18 protein-coding genes are annotated in these 24,731 nt (G+C 73.2%); 9 read left to right on the top strand and 9 right to left on the bottom strand.

What is annotated here, in order from left to right:
• Nucleotides 1-62: 62 nt before the first annotated feature.
• On the top strand, nt 63-2,747 hold the full coding sequence (gene lanKC / locus ACVW19_RS15095) for a class III lanthionine synthetase LanKC (RefSeq protein WP_457459915.1): 2,685 nt from the start codon (nt 63-65) through the stop codon (nt 2,745-2,747).
• A complete protein-coding gene (locus tag ACVW19_RS15090; RefSeq protein ID WP_457459914.1) occupies nt 2,744-4,264 on the top strand; it encodes an ATP-binding cassette domain-containing protein in 1,521 nt (506 codons plus the stop codon). Before lanKC ends, ACVW19_RS15090 begins: the two co-directional genes overlap by 4 nt.
• 18 nt (nt 4,265-4,282) lie before the next feature.
• Here ACVW19_RS15090 and ACVW19_RS15085 read toward each other — a convergent pair whose 3' ends face one another.
• The 3 genes from ACVW19_RS15085 to ACVW19_RS15075 form a co-directional block, all read right to left on the bottom strand.
• On the bottom strand, nt 4,283-7,204 hold the full coding sequence (locus ACVW19_RS15085; protein ID WP_457459913.1) for a helix-turn-helix transcriptional regulator: 2,922 nt from the start codon (nt 7,202-7,204) through the stop codon (nt 4,283-4,285).
• 274 nt (nt 7,205-7,478) lie between these two features.
• Entirely contained in the window at nt 7,479-8,153 is a 675-nt protein-coding gene (locus ACVW19_RS15080) for a response regulator (protein ID WP_457459912.1), read from the bottom strand.
• The gene (locus ACVW19_RS15075; RefSeq protein WP_457459911.1) at nt 8,141-9,268 is read right to left on the bottom strand and encodes a sensor histidine kinase; all 1,128 of its coding nucleotides are present in this window, start codon (nt 9,266-9,268) and stop codon (nt 8,141-8,143) included. The genes ACVW19_RS15080 and ACVW19_RS15075 overlap by 13 nt, the downstream gene beginning before the upstream one ends.
• Before the next feature lie 625 nt (nt 9,269-9,893).
• Here ACVW19_RS15075 and ACVW19_RS15070 point away from each other — a divergent pair.
• The 3 genes from ACVW19_RS15070 (at nt 9,894) to ACVW19_RS15060 (ending at nt 12,318) form a co-directional block, all read left to right on the top strand.
• Complete coding sequence (locus ACVW19_RS15070) at nt 9,894-10,772, top strand: alpha/beta fold hydrolase (protein ID WP_457459910.1); 879 nt, start codon at nt 9,894-9,896, stop codon at nt 10,770-10,772.
• A 63-nt stretch (nt 10,773-10,835) separates the two neighbouring features.
• Complete coding sequence (locus ACVW19_RS15065) at nt 10,836-11,516, top strand: maleylpyruvate isomerase family mycothiol-dependent enzyme (protein ID WP_457459909.1); 681 nt, start codon at nt 10,836-10,838, stop codon at nt 11,514-11,516.
• Nucleotides 11,517-11,619: 103 nt separating this feature from the next.
• Nucleotides 11,620-12,318 carry a copper homeostasis protein CutC gene (locus ACVW19_RS15060; protein ID WP_457459908.1) on the top strand — a complete coding sequence of 233 codons (699 nt, stop codon included), beginning with the start codon at nt 11,620-11,622 and terminating at the stop codon, nt 12,316-12,318.
• A 30-nt stretch (nt 12,319-12,348) separates the two neighbouring features.
• Here the strand turns inward: ACVW19_RS15060 and ACVW19_RS15055 are convergent, their stop codons facing one another.
• Nucleotides 12,349-14,430: a HelD family protein gene (locus tag ACVW19_RS15055; protein WP_457459907.1), complete on the bottom strand. Its 2,082-nt coding sequence runs from the start codon at nt 14,428-14,430 to the stop codon at nt 12,349-12,351.
• 376 nt (nt 14,431-14,806) lie between these two features.
• Here ACVW19_RS15055 and ACVW19_RS15050 point away from each other — a divergent pair, with 376 nt between their 5' ends.
• Entirely contained in the window at nt 14,807-15,013 is a 207-nt protein-coding gene (locus ACVW19_RS15050) for a hypothetical protein (RefSeq protein WP_457459906.1), read from the top strand.
• Here the strand turns inward: ACVW19_RS15050 and ACVW19_RS15045 are convergent, their stop codons facing one another.
• A complete protein-coding gene (locus ACVW19_RS15045; RefSeq protein ID WP_457459905.1) occupies nt 15,014-16,831 on the bottom strand; it encodes an alpha/beta hydrolase in 1,818 nt (605 codons plus the stop codon).
• Nucleotides 16,832-17,056: 225 nt separating this feature from the next.
• Between ACVW19_RS15045 and ACVW19_RS15040 the strand changes: the two genes are divergently transcribed.
• The gene (locus ACVW19_RS15040) at nt 17,057-17,401 is read left to right on the top strand and encodes a hypothetical protein (RefSeq protein WP_457459904.1); all 345 of its coding nucleotides are present in this window, start codon (nt 17,057-17,059) and stop codon (nt 17,399-17,401) included.
• A 46-nt stretch (nt 17,402-17,447) separates the two neighbouring features.
• Here ACVW19_RS15040 and ACVW19_RS15035 read toward each other — a convergent pair whose 3' ends face one another.
• From ACVW19_RS15035 to ACVW19_RS15025, 3 genes are all read right to left on the bottom strand, one after another.
• Entirely contained in the window at nt 17,448-19,091 is a 1,644-nt protein-coding gene (locus ACVW19_RS15035; RefSeq protein WP_457459903.1) for a DNA repair helicase XPB, read from the bottom strand.
• A gap of 160 nt (nt 19,092-19,251) precedes the next feature.
• On the bottom strand, nt 19,252-19,626 hold the full coding sequence (locus ACVW19_RS15030; RefSeq protein ID WP_457459902.1) for an iron chaperone: 375 nt from the start codon (nt 19,624-19,626) through the stop codon (nt 19,252-19,254).
• A gap of 32 nt (nt 19,627-19,658) precedes the next feature.
• Nucleotides 19,659-22,223 carry a helicase-associated domain-containing protein gene (locus ACVW19_RS15025; RefSeq protein WP_457459901.1) on the bottom strand — a complete coding sequence of 855 codons (2,565 nt, stop codon included), beginning with the start codon at nt 22,221-22,223 and terminating at the stop codon, nt 19,659-19,661.
• Nucleotides 22,224-22,575: 352 nt separating this feature from the next.
• On the opposite strand from ACVW19_RS15025, the gene ACVW19_RS15020 reads away from it, so the two are divergent.
• Together ACVW19_RS15020 and ACVW19_RS15015 are read left to right on the top strand one after the other, a co-directional pair.
• Nucleotides 22,576-23,646 (top strand): hypothetical protein, encoded by a 1,071-nt coding sequence (locus tag ACVW19_RS15020; protein WP_457459900.1) that lies wholly within the window; start codon nt 22,576-22,578, stop codon nt 23,644-23,646.
• Between the two features lie 22 nt (nt 23,647-23,668).
• A complete protein-coding gene (locus tag ACVW19_RS15015) occupies nt 23,669-24,319 on the top strand; it encodes an HAD family hydrolase (RefSeq protein ID WP_457459899.1) in 651 nt (216 codons plus the stop codon).
• A 26-nt stretch (nt 24,320-24,345) separates the two neighbouring features.
• Here the strand turns inward: ACVW19_RS15015 and ACVW19_RS15010 are convergent, their stop codons facing one another.
• Entirely contained in the window at nt 24,346-24,594 is a 249-nt protein-coding gene (locus ACVW19_RS15010; RefSeq protein ID WP_457459898.1) for a hypothetical protein, read from the bottom strand.
• Between the last annotated feature and the right edge of the window lie 137 nt (nt 24,595-24,731).

Below are 24,731 nucleotides of genomic sequence, written 5' to 3'. Positions count from 1 at the left end.
GCCCTGTCCCGACTGTCACCAGCCGCTGCCGGCGGCGGTTCCCGGACGAACAAGAGGCTGACATGCGCAACGAACGATGGGTCAACCGATTCCTCTTCGCCTGGAACGACACGTTGTTCTTCGACCCGCTCGACGTTCATTACGAGCCGCAGGCGGACCACTTCCTCGCGGCCCTCGACGAGCGGGTGCGGGCGCGCTTCGTCCGCAGTGGCATCTGGTGGAGCCATCGGCACAACCCGGACCTGCCGGCGCAGGGCTGGAAGATCCACGTGTCGGCGAGCCCGAGCACCGTGCGCGAGGTCGCCACCGCGGTGATCGGGTACCTGACCACGCGGGGCATCGACTTCAAGATCGCTCTCGATCTCAATGTCTTCGAGATGCTCAACTCGAAGGGCATGTCCCGCGGCAGCGGCGGCAAGTTCATCACCGTCTACCCGGGCGACGACGCCGAGTTCAGGTCGTGCCTGGCCGATCTGGCCCGCGTCCTGGAGGGCGTCGAAGGCGCCTACGTGCTGTCGGACCTGCGGTACCGGGACAGCAAGGCGCTCTATTTCCGGTACGGCCAGTTCCTCGACACCCATACCCTGGACGTCCTCGGCCGGCGGGTGCCGCACATCATCGGGCCGGACGGTCCGGTCCCCGACGAGCGGAGCATCGGGTACGCCCAACCGGGCTGGGTGCCCTGGCCGTTCACCGACTGGAGTCCCGCCACCGACGAGGGGGAGGAGAGCGACCTGCTGGGGGGCCGCTTCCGGGTGACCGGGGCCATCCAGTTCTCCAACAGCGGCGGGGTGTACAAGGCCGAGGACACGGCGAACGGCAACCGGCCGGTGGTGCTCAAGGAGGCCCGCCCCCACACCAACGTCAACCCCCGTCAGGGCTACGACGCCGTGGACGTCCTGGCCCGGGAGTGGACGTTCCTCAAGCGGCTGGCCGATGTCGGCTCGTACCCGGTTCCGATCACCACGTTCTCCCACTGGGAGCACCACTACATCGCCGAGGAGTTCGTCGACGGCTCCGACATCCGCTCGGTGCTGCTGGAACACAACCCGCTCGCGCGGCCGGGGGCCGGTGTCGAACAGTCGCGGGAATTCCTGAGGATCTTCCTCACCGTCTTCCGCGGACTGGCGCGTGCGATCCGGGCCGCTCACGAACGCAACGTGATCCTCGGGGACTTCACCGCCGCGAACCTGCTCGTCGACCCCGACACCTACGAGGTGACCATCGTCGACCTGGAGGCGTGCCGGCTGATCGTGGCCGAGGACCGGGAGGGGGCCCTGGAGAAGCCGGTCGAACTGTACACACCGGGGTTCAGCCTCTCCCGGGCCCGCTTCGAGGCGTCCGGGCCGGAAGGCGACCTGTTCGGTCTGGCGACCACCATGGCGTACTTCATCTTCCCGATCGCGGCGATGTCGTACCTGCGCGACGACGTCCTCGACCTGTACCGGGTCTTCGCCGACGACCTGGGCTGGCCGGAGCGGATCCACCAGGTGATCACCGACCTGGCCCGGGCGCGGATCACCCTCACCGACGTGCTCGAGATCCTGGAGCACGAGGCGGAACTGCTCGACCAGGTCGGGACGGCACCCGTGCGAGTCGCCGTCGAGGAGCGTCTCGGGCTGGCGGAGGCGGAGGCCGGGGTGGCCGCGTTCGTCGAGGCGGTCGTGGACCCCGACCGGGCAACGCTCTTCCCCGTGGACCCGTTCGCACATGTCACCAACCCGCTGAGCCTCGGCTCCGGGGCCGGCGGCGTGCTCTGGGCGCTGCACGCCTCCGGCGTCCCGATCCGACCCGAGTGGCGTGACTGGCTGAGCGACAAACTGGCGGCCATCGAACCGGCGGAGTACCCGGACGGTCTCATGAGCGGTCTGGCGGGCATCGCCTGGGCGGCCGACTCGCTCGGACTCCGGGACCAGGCCAGGGAGTTGCTGGCCCAGGCCAACCGGCGTGCGCCCGAGCGGGGCGACCACACCTTCTACTACGGCCTCGCCGGCCTGGGGATGACGAACCTGCGCTTCTTCCTCCGCGACCGGCGCCAGGACGATCTCGCCGCCGCCCGGATGTGCGCACGCGCGCTGTGCGACTCCGCGCAGGGCGACGGCCGGCACGCCTACTGGCTGAACGACCACGCGATCAAGGGCCCGTTGACCGGTCTGGGATTCGGTCAGGCGGGGGTCGCGATGTTCCTGCTGCGGATGCACCAGATCACGGGCGAGGACCACCTGCTGCGGCTCGGGCGGCAGGCTCTGGCCTGGGAAATGGCCCACGCCAAGCCCTTGGGTGAGGACGGCCTGGTCATGTTCGAGCACGAGGGGACCATGGAGCCGTACGTCGAGGTGGGGTCTGCGGGCGTGGCGCAGGTGCTGTTGCGCTACGGCGAACTGGACGCCGCACGGAACGTCCTGCGCGCGCTGGACGTGCGGCACTCGGTGCTGCCGGGGTACGGCTTCGGCATGAGCGGCATCGCCGACGCGCTACTGGACGCCGCCGAGATCACCGGCGACCGTTCGTACCGGGACACCGCGCTGCGCCAACTCGACTTCGTCCGGAAGGTGTTCCTGTTCGAGCCGGCCGAGCGCTTCGGGGTGCCCCGCCGCGGCGGGGCGGTGCCCCTGGGCGTCCCCGGAGAGGGACTGCTGCGCTGCGCGTGCGACTACCTGACCGGCTCGGCCGGCGTGCTGCGGGTACTCCACCGCGTGAACAACGGTGGCACGGCGGACTTCCTGCTGGACGAGGTGACGCGGTGAGGCAACTGTGGCACACGCTGCGGGGCCACCGAGGCCGGTTCGTCACGATCACCGTTGCCGAGACGACCACGGGCGGACTCGAGGCACTGCTGCACCCGCTCCTGCTCAAGGCCCTGTTCGACCGGGCGGTCCTGGCCGCGGACTTCCGCACCTTCCTCGTCCTCGGCACGTGCTACCTCGTGCTCGGTCTGACGCTCAACATCGCGGGCTACTGGATCTCCTGGTGGCGCAAGCGGTTCGAGAACTCGGTGCGACTGCGGCTCGAGATGGAACTGCTGGACCGCACCCTCGGCCTGGACGGCCGAAAGGTGTCGGGGGCGGACAACGCCTCCTACGTCAGCCGGATCCACCAGGACGTCCACGAGGGTGTCCTGCCGGCGGTCGACGTCGCGATCCGCATCGTCAAGCAGGCCGTGTCGTCGGTCGTCTTCCTCTGCGTGCTGCTGTACCTGTCCTGGCAGGCCAGCCTCATCCTGCTGGTCATCGTGCCGCCGCTGGTGCTCGTGAGCAACCGTCTGGCCAAGCGGATCGAGGACAACACCGACCCCGAACGCGAGGCGGAGGCACGGTACATCAACCGGCTGACCCGTACTCTCGAGTCCTTCCACGCCCTCCGCGGTCTGCCCTCGCTGCTGCCCGGGACCCGGGCGGTCAACCGGGAGGCGCTGCGCGGGTTCCTCGGCATCACCTTCGTCAACTACCGGCTGTCGCTGAAGCAGAGGACCCTCAGCGACCTGGTCATGAACCTCTCGGACACCGCCTCGATGATCATCGGAGCCTGGTTCGTCTTTGCCGGCAGGATGACGTTCGGCAGCTTCCTCGCGTTCGTGAACTCGTTGTGGCGGGCCGTCACCGGGATCTTCGACCTCATCAACATGATTCCGCAGGTCCGCCGGAGCACCGCCGTCCTCAGACGTATCGAGGCCCTGCGCGCCTCCCGGGAGGCGCCGTACCACCGAGCAGGCTCCCTGGTGCTGGTCAGCGGAGCCCGGGTCCGGTACGGCGACGGCGCCGGCGTCTCGATCGCCGACTTCGAGCTGCGAGCCGGCGAGCACATACTGCTCCGCGGCCCGAACGGCTGCGGCAAGACCACGCTCCTGCACATCGTCTCCGGGACGCTCGCCCCCGACGCCGGGACGGTCACCCTCCCGTCCCGGGTGGCGAGCCTGACGGCTCCGGTGAACCTGCCCCCGCTGCCGGTGCGCGACCTGGTCTCCGACGAGCGGCTGCGCACGTCAATGGGTCTGGACGGGCTGGCCGACCAGCTGCCCTCCGGGCTGTCGTCCGGTCAACGGCAGCGGGTCGGCGTCGCCGCACTCCTGTGTGAGGACGCGGACGTGTACCTCGCCGACGAGCCGTTCGCGAACCTCGACAGAGCCGGCAGGGACATGGTGCTCCGGATGCTGCAGGAGCGCACCGAGGGGCGCGCGCTCCTCGTCGTGCACCACGGGGACGACGATCTCGACAGCCGCTTCGACCGGGTGGTGACCTTGGCGGGGGCCACCGCGCTCTCCTGAGCGGGCCGCCCGCGTGTCCTACGTGACCAGGTCGCGGGAGGCGGAGGCGAACGCCGCCCGGTTGGGGTGGCCGGTCTTCTGGAGCAGGCTCGCCACATGCTTCTCGACGGTTCGCGGCGAGATGTGCAGTCGGTCGGCGATGTCCTTGTTGCCGATCCGTTCGGCGAGCAGCCGGGCCACCTCGAACTCGCGGACGGTGATGCCGCACCGGCGCAGATCCGGCGGCACCTGCTCGGTCCCCGTGCGCCGCTGCCGGACCGACGCGCCCATTCCACGGAGCAGGGCCCGGCAGGCATGGACGACCGCCCGCAGGCCGGCGCTGTGGAAGTACTCCTCCGCTTCGCGCAACCAGTCGACGGGCGAGCCCCAGCCGTTCTCGTACGCCGACCGCGCGACCAGGCGCACACAGAGGTGGCGAGCCGTGGGGTAGAGCTCGCCCGCCTCCAGCGCCGCGCTCGCGGCGGCCGAGGCCTCGCCGGACCGGCCCTCGCGTCCCAGCAGCACGGCGTGCGCCAGGCCGACGAACTGGTGGTTCCACCGGCCCTCGCGGGCGGCGACCTCCGCGGCGACGGCGCACTGCCGTCGGTCCGCGCGCCCGGCCAGCACGTCCCACAGCAGGGCGATGCCGTGCCAGCCGAACCCGTCGGTCGCCGGGTCCTCGGTGTCGTGTGCCAGTGCTTGTGCCAACTCCCGCTCAGCGTCGTCGTGTTGTTCCTCCAGCAGCGAACAGAACGCCCGCGCCAGCCCGTGCGACATCGATCGCACGCCCGGAGCGGCGTCGATGAGCGGTGCCAGTCGCTCCAGCGCCTCCTGCATCTCGGTGCGCCGGCCCTGGTGGGCGTACAGGACCGTCTCGGCCAGCCGCAGCATGGGCAGAACCCGGCCCAGCCCCGACCGGGTCGCGTCGGTCAGTCCCTCGCGTATCCGGTCACCGGCTGCCTCGAACCGGCAGCGCTGGACCATGTCCAGCGCGAGGACGTACCCGGTCTCGTGCGCCAGCGGCAGTGCGCCCATCCGCAGGGCCTCCTTCCAGGCCATCTCGATCCGGTCCGGCAGAGGGTCGCGCCGCGCCGCGACCCTGGCCAGGTACACCTCCGCCGACACCCGGAGGACGGGGAGCCGACGCGCGTGGGCGAGCGTGCGGACCCGCTTGAAGTGCGTCACCGCGGTCTGCTCGTCCCGTTGCCAGGCCAGCTGCCCGAGCACCAGGAGGGCCTTGCCGACCGTCTCCGGCAGGCCGGCGCGCTGGGCCGCGTCCGCCGCCCGTCGGGCCGACTCGGCGGCGGTACGCAGCCGGTCGGGCGCCGACCCGCTCAGCTCGACGTGCGCGGCGGCGAGATCCACGAGGGCGGTGTGCGCATCGGCCGGGCAGGGCCCGAGCAGCCAGCGGGCGGTGTCGAGGTGCCGCCGGGCTTCCTCGGGCCGACCCCTCAGGACGGCGATTTCGGCGAGACGCGCATGGAGCCCGGCCTGGCGCGGCGCGGGGAGGTCGTGGGCGCCGCACAGAGATTCCAGGCCGGCGGTCAGCCTGGGCACCTGGTCGAACCGGGCCGAGCGGACGACAGCGTCCAGCAGTTGTTCCAGCACCGAGGCGTGCGGCTCCAGGGCGGTTCCGGGATCGACGAGCCGGTGCGCCCGGATCAGCAACTCCACCGCCCGCTCCACCGCGCCGTCGCCCCTCGCCCGCTCCGCGGCCTCGCAGTACAGGGCGATGGCCTCCCCGGTGTCGCCGGCGTGCCCGTGCAGCTCGGCCGCTCGTGCGCACCACACCCCGGGCAGCCCCGGGTACAGCTCGGCCAGTGCGCGCGCCGCCCGCCCCGCGTATCCGGCACGCTCACTCGGCCCGAGACCGTTCAGCAGGGCCTGTGCCGCCAACGGGTACCGGAACGCGTACCACTGCGCGCGCGATCTGTCCGGCGCGATCAGGTGCGCCGCGACGGCGGCGCGCAGGATCGCGGACGACTCCCCGGGGGCGCAGCCGATCGTGTGCTGCGGCACCGTCGGTGGGAAGCACTGTCCGAACAGCGCCGCCATGCCGAGGAACTCCACTCCGCGAGGGCCGAGCCTCTCGGCCCGGCGCCTGACGCTGTCCGTGACGGCGGAGGGGACGGAGGGCGTCCGGTCGTCGTCGAGGGCATGGCCGGTGAGGCCGTGGACGAGCTCATGGACCACGAACGGGATCCCGGCGCTGTCGGCCGCCACCCGGTCGGCGAGCTCGAGGCTCACGCCGGCCGGAGCCGTGCCCAGCTCGGTCGCGATGAGGAGGTGCACATCGGCGTGGCCGAGGGGACGCAGGGTGAGCAGAGCCGCGGCTCCGCGCTGACGCGCCCGCGCGGCCAGCTCCGTCGCCGCGCAGGGTTCGCACACCGCGGTGAGCAGGAGCACCGTCGGCTGCTGTCCGATGTTGTCCAGCAGGTACTCGACGATCGCCACCGTCCCGGCGTCCGCGTCGTGCAGGTCGTCGAGGACCAGCAGGCAGCCCCGCTGCCGCCCGACAACGGTGAGCAGGCGCAGCACCGCCTCGGCGATCACGACGTACGACACGCCGCCGGCCCCGGTGCCCCTGGTGTCGGCCAGCAGATGGGCCAGGACCGGCTCGTAGCGGCTCAGCTCGTCGGGGTCCGGCAGCAGACCGGCGCGGACCAGCGAGAGCAGCGCTTCGACCAGTGGCCGGTAGGGAACGAGGGGGCCCACGGTGCTGGCCCGGCCCTGTGCCGTGGCCATGCCCGCCACCGTGGCCACGGCTATCGCCTCGGCGGCGAACCGGGTCCTGCCGATGCCGGGCTCGCCGGTGACGAACACCGCCCCGCCGCGCCCTGACCGGGCAGCCGTCAGCAGGGTCTCGATCTCCCCCGTCTCTGCCTCCCGTCCGATCAGTTTCCCTCGTCTCGTGCGAAGGCCGTCGAGGTCCGCGACGGTGCGGTCGTGCGACTCGGTCATCTGCCTCTCCTCGTGCGCGGGAAGGGGGAAGTCCGGCTTGCTCGGGTGGGGGCGCTGTCGCCGGCGGACGGCGGCGAGCGGCACCGGACGACTCGAGGCCCGGCGCCGGAGGGCCGGGCAGGGACACGGGGGCCAGGGCGGACGAGGGCCGGGGAGGGAAGGACGGGTGCGCCGGCGGGTCTGCCGTGATGCCGCCGGGGACGACGATACGAAGGGTGTGACCGCTTCCTGTAGCCGTCCGTTTGGGGGGCTTGCGCCGGGCCGTCAGCTCCTGTCAGCCCTGGTCGAGGCTGTCCTCGTGCACCCGGCGGGCCAGGTCGAGCTTCGTGTACGTGGGCCGCCCCGCCTGCTGGTACTTGGCTTTGACCCGGTCCAGGTAGTCCTTGGCCGTGTGGACCGTGATGCCTGCGCGCCGAGCTGCGGACTTGAGCGTCATCCCCGACGCGTAGTCGAGCAGGATCTGCCGCTCCCGCGGCGAGAGCCGGGGCCGGTCGGGACTGTTGTCGTGGGCGCAGGCGAAGGCGAGTTCGGTGGAATGGGCGCTGCGGCCCGCCGCGACGTCCTTGACGGCGGCGACGAGCGTCGGCAGGTCGTTGTCCTTGGTCAGGTAGCCGTCGGCACCGGCCCGGACCGATTCGACGATCCGGGAGCGGTCCGGGACGGTGCTGATCACCAGGACGCGGCTTCCTGCACGCAGCAGTCGCCGGATGTTGTCGGTGGGGGCGGAGCCGTCCCGCAGCATCAGGTCGAGGAGGACGACGTCGGGCGGGACGTACCCCGACTCGGTGGGCGCCGTCGGGCGTTCCGCGTCGGGCGCGCCGATGAGCGCCCCCACCGTGGCTTCCGTCGCCACCAGCCGCAGCTCCGGTACTCCTCCCAGCCAGGCTCGCATGCCGTCGAGGAGCATCCGGTCGTCGTCGACCACCGCGACCGTGATCACCCCGGCCACCGCATCTCCACCCGTACACCTTCACCCGGGGCGGTGTCCACGGTGGCCCGGCCGCCCACCTCCGCCATCCGACCGAGGACCGAACCACGCAGGCCAAGGCCGGGCACGTAGCGCTCGGGATCGAATCCGGGCCCCCGGTCGACCACCGTGACGACGACTCCCTCCTGTCCGTCGACAGCCCGGGTCGCGGTGAGGTACGCGTGTCCGGTGCCCGCGTGCCGCTGCACGTTGTTGAGCGCCTCGGTCACGGCGTCGGCGAACGCGGCGGCGACCTCGGGGGGCACCTCCAGCAGGTCGTGGTACTGCGCGGTGACCCGCAGCTGGAGCCGCTCCACGGAACAGACCGCCTCCTCCAGGGCCGCCCTGATCTCCCGGTGGTCGTCCTCGCCGGCGTTCTGCTGGACCAGTCGGCGCAGATACGCGGCTTCACGGGCACAACGTTCCCTCACCTCCGGGGCGTTGGCGTCTATCGCGCCGGTCGCGAGGACGGTCAGCGTGGCGAGGACCGTGTCGTGCAGGGCGCGGTGGTGCTCCAACCGCTCGGCGTAGCGCGCCTTGTGGGCCTCGGCTGCCAGCGCACGGGCATTGGTGTCGTCGAGCAGGCGTCCCTGACGACGCAGGTACCACCAGAAGACCCAGGCCAGCACAGCCGATGACAGCAGTGAGTTGAGGTGGCCGCCGATGACCGCCCGGCTGGCACCCACCCACTGGTAGCCGACGAGGTGGGTCACCACGAGGAGGGCGACCGCGACGAGCACGTGGCTCCGTTCGAGGGTGATGGCCGCGGCGGCGCTCGCCGATCCGCCGAGCAGCATCGCCCACCCGAGCGGAGCGGGCTCGCGCACACCGCCCCATGCGTAGAGGGCCAACGGAAGAAGGCAGCCGAGGACGAGGACGTCCGCCCAGATGTGCCGCCGGTCGAACCAGCCGCGCCGCAGGGCCGTGCCGTAACCCAGCACGCTCAGCCCCAGCGCGGCGAGCAGAGCCGCGTACTGCAGCGGATGGGCCTGCCGGCGCTGGGCGACCGCGAGAACGCCGACTGCCAGATGGCTCGCCCGGTAGAGGAGCGTGGCCAGGACCATGAAGGACTGGGCACGCTGGAGCCCCGACCCCACCCCGGTCGTCCCCCGCACTGCCCGCAAGCGCCGTATCGGCAAGAAGCACACCGATAAGACCACATTTCCCCCTGTTTGCGGCACTGGTGGCTCGCGCGTCACCCTGCGTGAAACGGCGATTGAGGAGCCTTCTACCCATAATCTTCACCGGGGCCACGTATTTTGCCCGAGCGGGTGCGTATTTTGTCCGGACGGGTGCGTACCGTGATCGGTGCCCCTGTCGCCGGGGCGGCGTCCGGGCTCTGGTCACGGCGAGGAGGCGAAGGCCCCGCCGCGAGGCGGCGGGAAGGAAGCCGCCCTCCAGCGGCCCGGAGGCAACCGCATCGAGGTCGCCGCCCCGCCTCCGTCCGCCTCCCCCGCGCCCGCGACTCCAGGGCCGCCGGCCGGGGCCGCTGAGCGGTCGGCCGTGACTTTCCGCCGGTTCGCCGGGTGGGGCGCACCGGCGGAAAGAGGGCTCGGGGCGCGCTCTCTGCGCAAGCGGAAGGGGTGGTTACGGGTAGTGCGGACGATCTTCCGCTGGGTAGTGTGAACCGCCGGAGCGCGAACACCTGTCCGCACGCCGTCCTCGCGGGCTCCTCGCTCGACCGCGACGCGCGTGCCGCCGACATGAAGGAGACCGGAAGAAATGAGCCGCCAGGTGCACCCGACGTTCGTACTGGTCCACGGAGCCTTCGCGAACTCCTTCTCCTTCGCCCCGCTCCAGGCCGAACTCGGCCTGCTCGGGCACCGTTCGGTCGCCGTCGACCTGCCCGGCCACGGCTTCGCGGCGACCTACACCCGTGCCTACCAGGCGCCGCAGGACCCCGAAGGCCTCGCCACCGCGCCCGGTGCGATCAAGGGCGTCACGCTCGCCGACAACGCCGCGCACCTGATCGGGGTCCTGGAGCGGGCCAAGCGGAACGGCCCGGTGATCCTCGTCGCCCACAGCCGCGGCGGCGTCACGGCCACGGCCGCGGCCAACGCGCGGCCCGACCTGATCGACCGCGTCGTCTACGTCGCGGCCTGGTGCCCGGTCGCGCTCGACGTCGGCGACTACTACGCCGAGCCGGAGATGGCCACGGTCGACGCCGCCTCCCTGGGGCTGGCGATGGCCGGGAACCCCGCCGAACTCGGCCTGCTCCGCGTCAACTTCCGCACTGCGGACCCGGCCGCCCTCGCGGCGCTCAAGGCGGCCTTCCTCGCCGACGGCACCGACGAGGAGTTCCTGACCTTCCTGAACACCTTCCAGCCCGACGAGAACCTGGACGTCGGCACCTCCGCCGACCGGGCGCAGGCGGCGACCTGGGGGCGCGTCCCGAAGACCTTCGTCCGCCTGGCCGACGACGCGAGCATGCCGCTCGCCCTGCAGGACCGGCTGATCCGCGAGGGCGACGAGCTGACGCCGGACAACCCGTACGACGTCCGCACGCTCGCGGGCAGTCACCTGAAGTGGTTGGTCGATCCGGCGCCGGCGGCCCGGGTCCTGGGCGAACTCGCCGCGCTCCCGGCCCCTTCCACGGGATGACTCCCGCGCCCGCCCCGGAACGCTTCGCCTCCTGAGGGCGGAGCCGCCACTAGCGTGGGCGGCATGACGACTCCTGCGGATGTGCAGAACGTACGAGACCCGGAGCTGCCCGGGCGGCTGCTGACCGTCGAGCGGGATGAGCTGATCCCGTTGCTGCGGGGGAGGGACGACGCGGACTTCGCGTTGCCGGTGGTGGCGTGTCCGGGGTGGACGGTGCGGGATGTGCTGGCGCACTGCTCGGCCGCGTTCACGCGGGTGCTGGAGCGCCGGTTCGAGGAGGGGGTGTTCTCGCCCGCGTCCAACGACCGGGACATCGCCGAGCGGGCCGAGTGGAGCAACCAGCGCGTCGTGGACGAGCTGGAGCGCGGCATGACCGAGGCCGGGCCGGTGATCGCCAAGGCGGACGGGGCGCTGGACGTCCTCGCGCTGGGCGAGTGGGTGCACGCGGGGGACGTGCGTGAGGCGTTCGGGGAGCCCGGCGCGTACGCGGGTGCGGGGCTGCCGTCCGCGTTCTCCCTGCTGGCCTACGTGACCGGTCGGAAGGGACACCTCCCGCTGCACGCCGACCTGGACGACGCCGATGAACCGCTGCGGCTGGGTGAGGTCTCGGGCAAGCGACCTCCGGCGCGGTACATCGGGGACGGACCGACGCTGGTGCGGCTCTACGCGGGACGGCCGGTGGACGGTGCCGCGTACGAGCTGGCCGGGGCACAGGCGGCGGAGCTGAACATCTTCGACGAGTGAGGCGCGGCGAGGGCTCCGGGGCGCGGATCCTCGGGTGGCGGGCGTAGGGTGGATTGGACTAGACCTCTAGTCGCCGCCGATCGATGCCGAGGAATGGGGTCCCATGAGCAAGCGTGCAGTCCTGGAGGTGATCGCCCTCGACGTCGAGGACGCCGTCGCCGCGCAGGCCGGGGGCGCGGACCGGCTCGAGCTGGTCACCGACATGGCCGCCGACGGGCTCACCCCGTCCGCCCGCACCGTCGCCGCCGTGCGCGCGGCCGTCGACATCCCGCCGCGGGTGATGCTGCGCCTGGCGGACGGGTTCGCCGCGGGTGACCTCGGCCGGCTGGTGGACACGGCACGGGAGATGCGGGAGGCGGGGGCACAGGAGTTCGTCCTCGGGTTCCTGGACGCGGACGGCGGTGTGGATCTGGGCGCGGTGGAGCGGGTCGTCGGCGCGCTGGACGGCTGCCGCTGGACCTTCCACCGCGCCATCGACCGCGCCGCCGACCGCGACGCCCTGCGCAAGCAACTCGACGGGCTGCCGGGCCTCGACGCCTACCTCACGGCCGGCGCGCCCGGCGGGGTGGCCGACGGGCTGCCGACGCTGCTCGCCGAGGCCCGGCGAGGGGGGCAGGGCGAGCCCGGGTACGAGCAGCAGCTGCTCGTGGGCGGCGGGCTGCGGCTGGAGCAGGTGCCCACGCTGCTCGGCGCCGGGATCCATGCCTTTCACATCGGCGGTGCGGCCCGGCCGGGCGGGTGGAACGGGCCCGTCTCGGCGGAGGCCGTGGCCGAGTGGCGCCGGGTGGTGGACGGGGGCTGACGCCGGCTGACACCGCCTCCGCGGATCGGCTCAGTTGACCAACTGCTCCGGCAGCGGGGCCGCGTGGGTCACGATCAGGCCCGAGACCGCTCGGGTCAGGGCGACGTACAGGCGGCGCAGGCCGGTGCGTTCGTCGGGCTCGGCGTCGACGACGGCGCGCGGCTCGTCCAGGACGACGTAGTCGTACTCCAGGCCCTTCGCCAGTGACGCCGGGACCAGGGTGAGCCGGGTGTCGTGCGTCGTCTCCTCGCCGGGCGCGACGTGTCCGAGGCCCGCCGCGGTGAGCTCCCGGGCCAGTTCCGGGATGCGGGCGTCCGCGGCGATCAGGCCGACCGAGCCCTCGTGGCCCAGCAACTCACGGCAGGCCGACACCACTTCGTCGCTGCCGGTGATCGGGCGGACCGCGAAGAAGCCCGGGTTGTCACGGATGGACGCCACCGGCGTCAGCCCCGGCGCGATGTGCGGGAGCAGCCGGGAGGCGTACGCGATCACGTCCGTCGGGACGCGGAAACCGGCGGTCAGCTCCTCGACCACCGCGTCCCGCTTGCCCAGGTGGCCCAGCGCCTCCTGCCAACTCCGGGTCGCCCACGGCGTGGTGCCCTGCGCGAGGTCGCCGAGGACGGTCGCCGAGCCGGTCGTGCAGCGCCGGCCCACCGCCCGGTACTGCATGGGGGAGAGGTCCTGCGCCTCGTCGAGCACCACGTGCCCGAGGGAGGGGATGCGCCGGATCAGGTCGGTGGCCTCGTCGATCAGGACCGCGTCGGCAGCCGACCACTTCGCGGACCGCACCGACCGGGCCGGCCTCGTCCACAGGATCGCCTTCTGCTCGTCCTCGTCCAGCAGTCCGGCCGCGTGCTCGGCCAGGAAGTCCGGGTCCGCCAGCAGGCGCAGGACGAGTTTGGCCGGGTCGACGGCCGGCCAGACCGCCTTCACCGCGGCCTTCACCGCGCTGGTGCGGGCCACCGTGTCCTGCACCCTGTCGTCCGGTGCCTCCCCGGCGCGCTCCATCCGCACCAGCACGGCGTGCGCGACGCGCTGCGGAAGGGCCTCGCGGGCGGCGCCGTAGCGGATGCCGCGGTCGAGCAACTGGCGGACGATCTCCTCCAGTTCGTACGCCGGTACCCGCCAGCGGCGTGAGCCGCGCACGACGACGACCGGCTCGGTGGGCATCGTCACGTGCGAGTGGAGGGCCCGGCGCAGGACCTCGGCCATCCTCGCGTCGCCCTTGACGAGCGCGGCCCGCGCGTCGTCCGTCCCGCGCACTTCGACATGGGCCACCAGGTCGTCCACCGTCGCCTGCCCGACCGCCAGTTCGCCCAGCGCGGGCAGCACCTGCTCGATGTAGTGCAGGAAGGACCGGTTCGGCCCGACGACCAGCGTGCCCGTGCGGGCCAGCCGCTCGCGGTGGGCGTACAGGAGGTACGCCACCCGGTGCAGGCCGACGGCGGTCTTCCCGGTGCCGGGGCCGCCCTGCACGCAGACGCTGCCCGACAGGCCGGACCGTACGATCTCGTCCTGCTCGGGCTGGATGGTGGCGACGATGTCCCGCATCGGGCCGACGCGCGGCCGCTCGATCTCCTGCTGGAGCAGTTTGCCGGTGACGGCGGCCTCCGCCGGGTCGGACAGGTGCTCGTCCTCGTACGCCGTGAGGTCGCCACCGGTGTAGCCGAAACGGCGGCGCAGCGCGATGTCCATCGGGTCCTTCTTGGACGCCCGGTAGAACGGCTGCGAGACCGGTGCCCGCCAGTCGATCACCATCGGGTCGCCGTCGACGTCGTGCACATGGCGGCGACCGACGTAGAAGCGCTCGCCCTCGGCTCCTTCCGCCCCCTCGGCGCCCGGGGCGTGCAGGTAGTCGAGCCGGCCGAAGAACAGCGGGGTGTCGCTGAGGTCGGCCAGTGCCTTGACGCGCTCCGCCATCTGCCGTTCCAGGATCTGCGCGTTGACCCAGTTCGCGGTGACGTCGCTCAGGTCGAGGGCCTCCACGTCCGCGCGCATGGCCCGCAGGGCGGTACGGGACGCGGCGAGGTGCGCACGCTCGCGGTCCAGCGGGTTGGTATCGGCAAGCGCGGGCGCGGGCGTGGGGGCGGGTTCGGGGACGTGCGCGGGCACGGGGCTGCCTCCGGCTGGTGCTGACGGTGATGCCGCGTGATCACGGCATGGCTGACCGGCCGGTTTCCGTCCGGGCGGTGGCACTCCGGCGAGGGAGGCGGGAATTCCCCCGGGCGACGCGGACAACGCGGACAGCGCGGACAGCGCGGACAGCGCGGACAGCGCGGACAGCGCGGCCGGGGCGAGCGGGAGATTCTAGTCGGCTCGCGGTGCCGGGGACGAACGGTTTTCCTCCCGGCCGTACCCCTCAGGGGTTCTCCGGGTGCCGGGTCCTCCTGGGAGGGGAGACCGGCTGCCTCAGGGGGGACCGGGAGGGACCCGAAGTTGGGCCCAAGGACTGATGCCCCGAACGGGTCATCGGGCGCACTCTGGACACATGAGCGCAGCGACCTTCATCCCAGTCGACCGGGCCGGTGGCCAGGGCCCTCCGCGCCGCGGTGCCACTGCCACCGGATCCGTCCACCACTCCCCGCACCGTGTCGGCAACGCCCTGCGGGCCGTCAGGATCTTCGCCGAGGCCTTCTTCTCGGTCGCCGTCCTCGGCGAGTACAACGAGGAGGCCGGCGTCCGCCGCCGCCGCTGATCACGTACGGGGCGGGAGCAGCCCCTCGACGACCTCCAGGGGCCAGGCGCCGTACGGCGACGGCAGTGGCCTGTCCGGGGTCGCGGTCCGCGGCAGGCCTCCGGCAGGCGTCCCGGCCTGCGCCCGCATCGGTTCCGACGCCGACGGCGCCTCGGCCGGCGGGGCGAACGGCGGGAGGTCCTGCGTGCACCGCGCGCCCTTCGGCGGCAGCGCGCCGGTGAGGAAGTACCGCACCACGTGCCGTCCCACGCACGCACTCGGGTTGTCCAGCGCGGTGTGCCCGTACCCGTCCAGGGTCAGCAGGCGCGCGTCGCCCAGTTCCTCCACCATGTTCTGGGCCGCCCGGTACGGGGTGGAGGGGTCGTGGGTCGTGTTCACCACCAGCACCGGGTGGGCGGTCGCCCGGTCCCACGGGCCGGTGTACGGATCGGCCGCCCGGGCCGGCCACGCGGCGCACGGCTCGTTGGCCCACACCCACCAGTGGGCCGGCGCCCCGGACTCCGCCACCGCCCGCCGCTCCAACTCGGGGTAGCGCAGCGGTGACCGCGGGTTGGGGCTCTCCGCGCACATCACCGCGAGCGACTGCTCGAAGCCCGGGTAGCGCGCCGGGCCGCCCGCCGGAACGCCCGGTTCCAGGAGGGGCCGGCCGGACCACAGCGACTCCAGCAGGTCCGCGACACCGGTCCAGCCGGGGTGCACGGTGTAGAGCCCGCCGCGCACCTCGCTCACGGCCCTCGCGTACGTCCAGTCACCGGCCGGCCGCTCGGCGAGGCGCCGCATCAGGGTGTCGTACTTGTCGCGGGTGGCCGCCGGGGTGCCCGCCGAGAAGACGCAACCGGTCACGGGTGCGCGCCCGCAGTGGTCGAGGAACTGCGCCAGCGTGTCGGCCGAACCGAGGTGGGAGCCGAGCCGCAGGAACGTGTTCGCCACCTCGGCCTCACCCGCCGCCCCGGCCTCACCCGCCGCCCCGCTCCCGCCTGCCGCGCGCTGCTTGCCCACCGTGCCGCCCTCGCCCAGCCAGGCGAGCGGGTCCACGTTCCCGTCCAGGACGAGCCGCCCGACCCGCTCGGGGAACAGGTTCGCGTAGATCGCGCCGAGCAGCGTGCCGTACGAGACGCCCCAGTACCGCAGCTGCTCCTCGCCCACCGCGGCGCGCAGCAGGTCCAGATCGCGGGCGGTGTCGGCGGTCGAGACATGGCGCAGCAGGTGCGGATCGCGCTGCCCGCACCGCTTCGCGAGGTCGGCGTACGCGGCGACGTACGCCCGCTGCTCGCGCTCGCCCACCGGGAACGGCGGGACCTTCGCATGCCAGGCGGTGGCCTCCTCGGCGGTGTCGAAGCAGCGTACGGCCGTGCTCTCACCGACCCCGCGCGGGTCCCAGCTGACGATGTCGTAGCGGTCCCGCAGTTCGTCCGGGAGCTTGTCGTACAGCTGCGGCAGTCCCACGGTGCCGGGGCTGCCCGGACCGCCGGGGTTGAAGAACAGTGTGCCGACCCGCTTCTCCGGCGCGGCGGCGCGGTGCCTGATCACCGCCAGCTCGATGGTGCGGCCCCCGGGGCGGGTGTGGTCCAGGGGGACGTTCGCCGTCGCGCACTCGAACCCGGTCTGCGCGACGTCCGGGCAGTCCTGCCACCGCAGCACCACCCTGCCGTCGCCGTCGCCGTCGCCGTCGCCGTCGCTGTCGCCGACGCCACCGCCGCCGCCCGGTCCGCCCGCGGACGCCGGGCCGACCGCCCCGAGCAGCAGTATCAGCGCCCCGGCCGCCGCGCCGGCGGCTCGGGTGAGGAGTGTCCGTGTGGCGGTGGCGGTCCGTGGCATGGGCAGGCCCTTCCCTCGCGGCGACCGGGAGTCGGGCCCGCGGCGGCGGACCCGCTGTCATACCATCGGCGGTCCGCCGACCGGGCAACCGACACGCGTCCGATCGGGTGCTGAAGTGAGTGACCCGTCCCCGTCCGTCCGAGTACGTACGCCGATGCGCGGGCACCGGTCACGCGGCTTGACCGGCTCCATGAGCCACGACCCCTTCGCCCCCTGACGCCCCCGGTGCCCCACCCGGCCGACCGGGACCGCTGGGCCTGGGTGGTGCCCACCGTCGCGACCTTGCTCCTGACGGTCCTGGTGCCGGTGGCGCTGCTGATGGGAGCGCTGTCCGCCGTGGCGACCTACAACTGCGGCCCCGCCGACTGCTCGCAGGAGCTGATGACCGCCCAGGACGTGGTCCACTGGACGATGCTCCTCGGCGGCGTCCTCACCTTCCGCGCCTGGCTCACGTCCTGGCTGCTGCCGTGGAAGCCCCACTGGTCGACCCCGCGTATCGCGGCGGCCTTCCTCTCCCTGGCGCCGCCGCTGTTCGTCATCCTGCTGGTGTTCGACCTCCCCCGGGGATGACGGCCCGGGGATGACGGCCCGGGGGGTGCCCCCCGGGTGCGCGCGCTCAGCTCTCCGCGAGGAGTTCGTCCGCGTCGACGATGCGGTAGGCGTAGCCCTGTTCCGCCAGGAAGCGCTGGCGGTGGGCCGCGAAGTCCTGGTCGATGGTGTCGCGGGCGACCACGGAGTAGAAGTGGGCCTGGTGGCCGTCCGCCTTGGGCCGCAGGACCCGGCCCAGCCGCTGGGCCTCCTCCTGCCGGGACCCGAAGGTGCCCGAGACCTGGATGGCGACCGTGGCCTCCGGCAGGTCGACCGAGAAGTTCGCGACCTTGGACACGACCAGCACGCCGATCTCGCCCTGCCGGAAAGCCTCGAACAGCTTCTCCCGCTGCGCGTTCGACGTCTCGCCCTTGATCACGGGGGCGTTCAGGTGTTCGCCCAGCTCGTCCAGCTGGTCGATGTACTGCCCGATGACGAGGATCTGCTGACCGGCGAAGCGCCGCACGATCGCCTCCGTCACCTTCCGCTTGGTGGCGGTCGTCGCGCAGAAGCGGTACTTCTCCTCGGTCTCCGCCGTCGCGTACGCGATCCGTTCGGAGTCGGTGAGGTTGACCCGGACCTCCACGCAGTCGGCGGGCGCGATGTAGCCCTGCGCCTCGATCTCCTTCCACGGCGCGTCGAACCGCTTCGGCCCGATCAGCGAGAACACGTCCGACTCACGGCCGTCCTCACGCACCAGGGTCGCCGTCAGGCCGAGCCGCCGCCGGGCCTGGAGATCGGCGGTGAACTTGAAGACGGGGGCGGGCAGCAGGTGCACCTCGTCGTAGAGGATCAGGCCCCAGTCCCGGGAGTCGAAGAGTTCCAGGTGGGGGTAGACGCCCTTCCGGCGGGTCGTCAGCACCTGGTAGGTGGCGATGGTGACGGGACGGATCTCCTTCTTCGTCCCGCTGTACTCGCCGATCTCGTCCTCGGTCAGCGAGGTCCGCTTCACCAGCTCGTGCTTCCACTGCCGGGCCGAGACGGTGTTGGTGACCAGGATCAGCGTGGTCGACTTCGCCTGCGCCATCGAACCGGCGCCGACCAGCGTCTTGCCCGCGCCGCAGGGGAGGACGACCACACCGGAGCCGCCGTGCCAGAAGTTCTCCACGGCCTGCTTCTGGTACGGGCGCAGCGCCCACCCCTCCTCGCGCAGCTCGATGGCGTGCGCCTCGCCGTCCACGTACCCGGCGAGGTCCTCGGCGGGCCAGCCCAGCTTCAGCAGCGTCTGCTTGATCTGCCCGCGCTCCGAGGGGTGCACGGCGACGGTGTCTGGGTCGATGCGGGCGCCGACCAGCGGGGCGATCCGCCTGGAGCGCAGCACCTCCTCCAGTACGGGCCGGTCGGTGCTGGTGAGGACGAGACCGTGCGCCGGGTGCTTGAGCAGGCTGAGCCGGCCGTAGCGGTCCATCGTCTCGGCGATGTCGACGAGCAGCGCGTGCGGCACCGGGTAGCGGCTGTACTGCACCAGCGCGTCCACCACCTGCTCGGCGTCATGGCCGGCGGCCCGGGCGTTCCACAGGCCGAGCGGGGTCACCCGGTAGGTGTGGATGTGTTCCGGGGCCCGTTCCAGTTCGGCGAAGGGCGCGATGGCGCGACGGCAGTCGTCCGCCTGCTCGTGGTCGACTTCCAGGAGAAGCGTCTTGTCGGACTGGACGATGAGCGGACCATTCACGCGCGGCTGCCTTTCTGCGACGGGCTCGGCACGGGCACTGCACGGGCACAGCTCGGCCAAACGTCCAGTTTGCCTGATGGCCCGGCCTCCGGGACCCGGAGTGACGCCCGCCACTTCGGGCCCGGAGGGCGGGAGCTCGTCAGCGGATCGCCGGTGTTCGTCAGCAGACCGGGCCCGGTTCGGCCGCCGTGGCCCGGAGCAGGTCGCGCACCAGGTCGAAGTCGATGGTCGCCGGGTCCTCCGGCTTTCGGAACCGCAGGCAGCCCTTGCCCATGTCCTGCCCGGCCAGCCGGTCCTCGAAGGCCGTCCGGACATCGCCGCGCAGGAGGTAGAAGGACAGGTACTGCTTCTGGGCGGCGAAGGCGATCTCGGCCGTGCCGTCCCGTTCGTAGGCGGGCATGCCGTACGCCATCACCTCGGTGAAGCCCGTGAGCTCCGCCCTGCACAACCGCCGCAGTTCGGTCAGCGCGGCCCTGCGTGGCTCCGGGACCTCCGCGAGGTAGCTCTCGACGTCCTGCACCGTGCTCCGCACCATGGGTGGAGCCTACGCCGCGCAGCGGAGCGGGCTCAGCTTTCGTCGTCCGCCAGCTCCGCGACGCCCGTGATCCGGTGCAGCGGATAGGTGCGGACCTCGTCGGCGGTGTGGTCGTACGCCGTGACGAAGCCGCCCTCGACGCGGACCGGGGCGATGACGCGCTGGCTGGCCGCGCCCTCGGCGTTGACGTAGCCGATCCACAGCGCCTCGCCGGTGAGGACGGCGGCCTGCACGGTGGCGAGGGTCTCGGCGGACCCGGTGCGCGGCAGCTCGCCGCCCCCGGCCGCGTCCTCCGCCCCCTCCCGGGGCTTGCGGGGGGCGGTGGAGGCGAGGTCACCCGCCCGTACGGCCCGGATCGCCGCCGTGAGCAGGGTGTCGTCGGGCACCGGCGGCCCCTCCGGAACCGGCTCGGGCGGCGTGCGCGGCGGGGTGCGGCGGGCATGGGCGCGGGTGATCAGGACATCGCCCTCGGCGGACTCGGCGGCCGGCGCGAACCCCATCCGGCGCAGCCCCTCCAGCAGGCCGGCCGGGTCGGCCCGCGCGGCCAGTACGGTCGGCGCGAGACGGCGCAGCCCCAGCCCCGCGGCCCGCTTGTCGGCGAGGATCTCGTTCAGTACCGCCTCGTCGTCGCAGCGTACGTACGCGGAGGCCGCGCCCACCCGCAGATGCCCGTGCCTGCGGGCCACGTCGTCGATCAGATACGTCAGCGGCTGCGGAACCGGCGTGCGGGAGTGCGCCGCGAGGAAGGCATGCAGGTCCGCGGCGGTCTGTCCGGCGTCCAGGGCACGGCGTACCGAGCCCGGCGTGAACCGGTAGACGGTCGCTCCGCCCTTCGACTCCACGTCCGCGAGCACGTCCAGCATGTCCGCGAGCGGCCGTCGCAGCGGGCCCGGCGCGACGGCCGTCAGGTCGGCCTGGAGCAGGACGTGGTCCAGCGGTTCGGGCAGCAGCGGGGCCAGCAGCCGGGCGGCGGCGGCGATGTTCCTCGGCTCGGCGGGGGAGAGGGGGGCCGGCTGCGGGGCCGGCCGGTGGTGGACCGGCAACCGGTCGCCCGGCCCCCGGGGCTCCGGTTCGGCCGGGTGGGCTGGATGGGCCGGTTTCGGCACGGGCAGGCCGAGCAGCGCCCGCCCGTGGGCCGACAGCGCCCCCCGGCCGGTGATCCCCAGCATCTCCGCCTCGGTGAGCGTCCACCGGGCGAGCCGGGAGCGCAGGTCCTCGCCGTCGCCCCCGCCGGTGCGCGGCGGGCGTTCCCACCGCAGCCGCGCCACCACCGACTCGGCGACCGGAGCCGTCCCCTCCGGCAGCCCCGCCAGCAGCGCCAGCACCCGGTGCCGCACCTCGGGCGCCGCCGACCGGTCGAGCCCCGGACCGAGCGCCGACAAGGTGTGGTCCTTCGCGTCCCGCCCGCCGACCAGCCCCGGGGTCCGGGTCGCCGCCAGCCACGCCGCGGCCAGCACCGTCCAGCGCTCGGCGGCGGGCCGCTCCAGCCAGGTGTCGTACGCCGGGGTCGCCGCATACCGCTCGTCCGCCTCCCCGTCGGAGGCCAACAGCCCTGCCGCATAAGCCAGTTCGACCCAGAACGCGGCGACCGGCTCGGGCACGTCCAGGGCGACGGCGGTCCGCTTCAGGTCCCGCACACTCAGCCCGCCGGACCGCAGCACCGCCGGACCGCCCTCGTCCCAGTCCTTCAGCAGCTCCTCGACGGCAGCCAGCGCCGTGTACGCCTGCCCGGCCGCCGCACCGTCCACAACCTGTGGACGGTGCGCGGGCGCGGTCGCGGGCGCCGGTTCGACGGGTGGCGGCACCGGCTCGTTCACCCGGTGCGCCCGCCCGCCCCGCAGATGCAGCGCCACCTCACGCGGCAGGACGACCGTCCCGGGCGCCGTCGGCAGCAGCAACCCCCGGTCCAGCAGCAGGCGCAGCCGGGGCGCCGGATCGGCGGTGACCTGGCCGTAGGGCGGCCCCCACACCAGCCGTTCCAGCACCTCCATCGACTCGGACGGCACCTCGGCGAGCAACGCCGACATCCGCGCCCGGTCCGTGAACAGCCCGGTCAGGGCGGTCACCGCGGAGACCGAGTCAGGGGTGGACGGCAGCCCGGTCGCCGTGACGATCTCCTGGATCCGCCCCGGGGACATCCCGGCCGTCGCCTCCCGCACGGTCGGGCCGAGACCGGTCGGCGAGGGGTGCTGCGCGGAGGGGGAGAGCAGCTCACGGGCCGTACGGACCAGCCGCATCCGGTCGTCGCCGCCCCACACCAGCGCCTGTTCGCGCAGCGTCCGCACGGCGTGCGGCAGCGCGGCGGACACGGCGGGGTCGCCCTCGTCGCCCGCCAGCAGCCCGAGCAGCTCGTCGTACGGCGCCGGATCGGCCGCCACGGCCAGCGCCTGCGCGGTCTGCAGTGCGAACCGGTCCAGCCGCTCCAGGGCCCGCACGACCGAGGCACGGGTCCCGGCCCGGGTGGCGAGCTGGGTGAGGTCGGTGGGCACGGGCGTGACGAGGTCGGGGCGGCTGCGCAGGAGCGCGGCGAGGGAGGTGTCGTCCCGTGTGCGGAGTGCTTCCGCAAGGGAACGGGGCGGTGTGGCCGGGTCGCTCATCCTGCCCACGGTAGCGGGTGGTACGGAGGGGCAGAGAGGCGCCGGACGCCCGGAGCGCCACCGAAACGGCGAAGGTGACCACGCTCGAAACGGCGAACGGAACGTTTCGCCCGCCGCGGCCTTCCTGAATTCCTCAATTCCTCACCCGAGCTTCCCCACCCGAGCTTCCCCACCCGGCAGAGCGACCGCCACATCCTGCGTGAGCACGGCCACGGCCTGTGCTCAAAGGCCCGCGGCTCCGGTGAGTGCCGCCGGTCCGACCCGCACCGCCCACGGCTGTGTCCCGCCTCGCCCCGCCCTGCGCTAACGTCGTCCCCCGGGGTATCCGACGCACCCACCCCGGAGGGGCTTCGTGGGCATCGAGAGTGACCAGGTCGTCTACGAGTACCTGAGCCGCGTCGGTGACGTGGCGCAGCAGCGGCAGCTGCCGTCGGCGACCCGGATGGGTCTGGTCGCCCGGCTGCGTGACGAGATCGACCGGCACCGGGCGAGGTCCGCGGTCGACTCCCCGGCCGCCGTGCGCCGCATCATCTCCCGCATGGGCACCCCGGACGAGGTCGTGGCGGCGGCCGCGGACCCCTCCGGGACGGCAGGGTCGGCCGGGGCGGCCGGGACCGGCGGCGCGGATTCCCGGCCGGACGGGGCCACCGGGCCCACCGTGAACAGACCCGCACCGCCGCCCGTCGCGGTTCCCACCCAGCGGAGCGGGGGCCGCGGCGGGCGTGCGAGGGACGTCCTGCGCCGCGCCGTCCCCCGCCCCCGTCCGGCCGGGAACCCGCACCCCGCGCCCGCCACCGGCGTACCGTCCCCGCCGCACCGGGCCGGTACGGACGAACTCGGGGACAGCGCCACCCAGCCCGACTGGTGGCGGGTGGACGACAGCCCCTTCGGCGTCGGCGACGAGGTCACCGGTTTCGTCGGCGGCGTGGAGATCCCCGAGCTGCTCAAGCCCCCGCCGTCGAAGGAACCGGACGGGGCGACGGGCCCCGACGGGAAGGCGCCCGCGCCGACCGTCGTCGAAGCCGGGCCCGGAACCGAGACCGGCACCGGAACCGCCGGGCGCCGGTTCCCACGCCTCCCGTCCGGCGGCTGGAGCAACCCCCTGCTCCTGGTCGCCGCGGGCCTGCTGGTCGTGGGCGCCGTCCTGGGCAACTGGTTCACCCTGTTCCTCGGCTGGGTCATCGCCTACGCCTCCCGCCGCCTCACCCAGGCCGAGATCAAGTGGGCGGTCGTCGTCCTGCCGGGCCTCGCGATCGCGGGCGGAATCGTCTGGCTCTGGGGCCGGACCGAGGAACGCTGGGGCACCCCCATCGCCGACGGCACCATGGACGACGCCGTCTCCGAAACCTGGCCCTGGGTGGTCCGGGCCGCGGCGGTGGCCTCGGCCCTGTTCCTCACCTGGCGCTCCCAGCGCCCCCGCTGACCTCGCACGAGTCGCAGGCACAATGGCGGGTATGACCTTTATGGCCCCGCCTCCGTCCGCCCCGCTCACCGTCGGCTTCGACCTCGACATGACGCTCATCGACTCCCGGCCGGGTATCCGCGCCTGCTACCTGGCGCTGGCCGAGCGGACCGGCACCCCCATAGACGCCGATCTCGTCGTCACCCGGCTGGGGCCGCCCCTGGAGGACGAACTGATCAACTGGTTCCCGGCCGAGCGGGTCGAGGAGGCGGCGGACCTGTACCGGGCGATGTACCCGACGTACGCCATAGCCCCCACGCCGGCGCTGCCCGGCGCCCGCGACGCCATGGCGGCCGTACGGGAGGCGGGCGGACGCGCGATCGTCGTCACCGCGAAGCACGAGCCCAACGCCAAGCTGCACCTCGCCCACCTCGGCATCGAACCGGACGCGGTGGTCGGCGATCTGTGGGCCGAGCAGAAGGCGTCGGCGCTGCGCGAGCACGACGCGGGCGTGTACGTCGGCGACCATGTGGGTGACGTGCGCGGCGCGCGGACCGCCGGAGCACTGGCGGTCGCGGTCGCCAGCGGCCCGTGCGACCCGGCGGAACTGCGCGCGGCGGGCGCGGACGTCGTCCTCGCCGACCTGACCGAGTTCCCCCGCTGGTTCGCGGACCACCGTGCGGCGCGCCCCTGACGGCTCACCGCCGGGCGTGTGACGGCCTACTGCCCGGCGCGTGCCCGACGGCGGCCCGCCGCGGCCGAGCGGAGTACTCCCGCGCCGGCCATCAGGAATCCGACCCCCATGAGCATGCTCAGTACGAACATGTACGTCGGAAAGGGCTCCGTGCCGAGAAACAACGGGGCCACCGTGACCAGAGTGGCCACGGCACCGATGATGAAGACGACGCCGCCGGCCCGGACCAGGCCGTCGCCGGGCGCCGCGGAATCCGCTTGGGTTTTGTCAGCCACCGCACCAGGGTAGTTCCTGGCCGGAGGGAACTACCGGGCGACGTCTTGTCACCTGCCCGAAGACCATTAGCCTTGGTTGCGGCGGGTCACCAGGACCCGCCCGAGCGTTATCAAGAGCCGTTTCAGAAGCGGTTTCC

It is taken from the genome of Streptomyces sp. TE5632, from assembly GCF_054061295.1.
The sequence above is the reverse complement of the archived record's forward strand: the minus strand, read 5'-3'. Positions and strand labels throughout refer to the sequence as shown.

Bases quoted from the DNA above. Each gene is read 5' to 3' on its own strand.
- ACVW19_RS15025 (WP_457459901.1), bottom strand. From the start codon at position 22,223: ATGAGCGACCCGGCCACACCGCCCCGTTCCCTTGCGGAAGCACTCCGC.
- ACVW19_RS15030 (WP_457459902.1), bottom strand. From the start codon at position 19,626: ATGGTGCGGAGCACGGTGCAGGACGTCGAGAGCTACCTCGCGGAGGTC.
- ACVW19_RS15050 (WP_457459906.1), top strand. From the start codon at position 14,807: ATGAGCGCAGCGACCTTCATCCCAGTCGACCGGGCCGGTGGCCAGGGC.
- ACVW19_RS15045 (WP_457459905.1), bottom strand. From the start codon at position 16,831: ATGCCACGGACCGCCACCGCCACACGGACACTCCTCACCCGAGCCGCC.
- ACVW19_RS15085 (WP_457459913.1), bottom strand. From the start codon at position 7,204: ATGACCGAGTCGCACGACCGCACCGTCGCGGACCTCGACGGCCTTCGC.
- lanKC (WP_457459915.1), top strand. From the start codon at position 63: ATGCGCAACGAACGATGGGTCAACCGATTCCTCTTCGCCTGGAACGAC.
- ACVW19_RS15060 (WP_457459908.1), top strand. From the start codon at position 11,620: ATGAGCAAGCGTGCAGTCCTGGAGGTGATCGCCCTCGACGTCGAGGAC.
- ACVW19_RS15070 (WP_457459910.1), top strand. From the start codon at position 9,894: ATGAGCCGCCAGGTGCACCCGACGTTCGTACTGGTCCACGGAGCCTTC.
- ACVW19_RS15015 (WP_457459899.1), top strand. From the start codon at position 23,669: ATGGCGGGTATGACCTTTATGGCCCCGCCTCCGTCCGCCCCGCTCACC.
- ACVW19_RS15065 (WP_457459909.1), top strand. From the start codon at position 10,836: ATGACGACTCCTGCGGATGTGCAGAACGTACGAGACCCGGAGCTGCCC.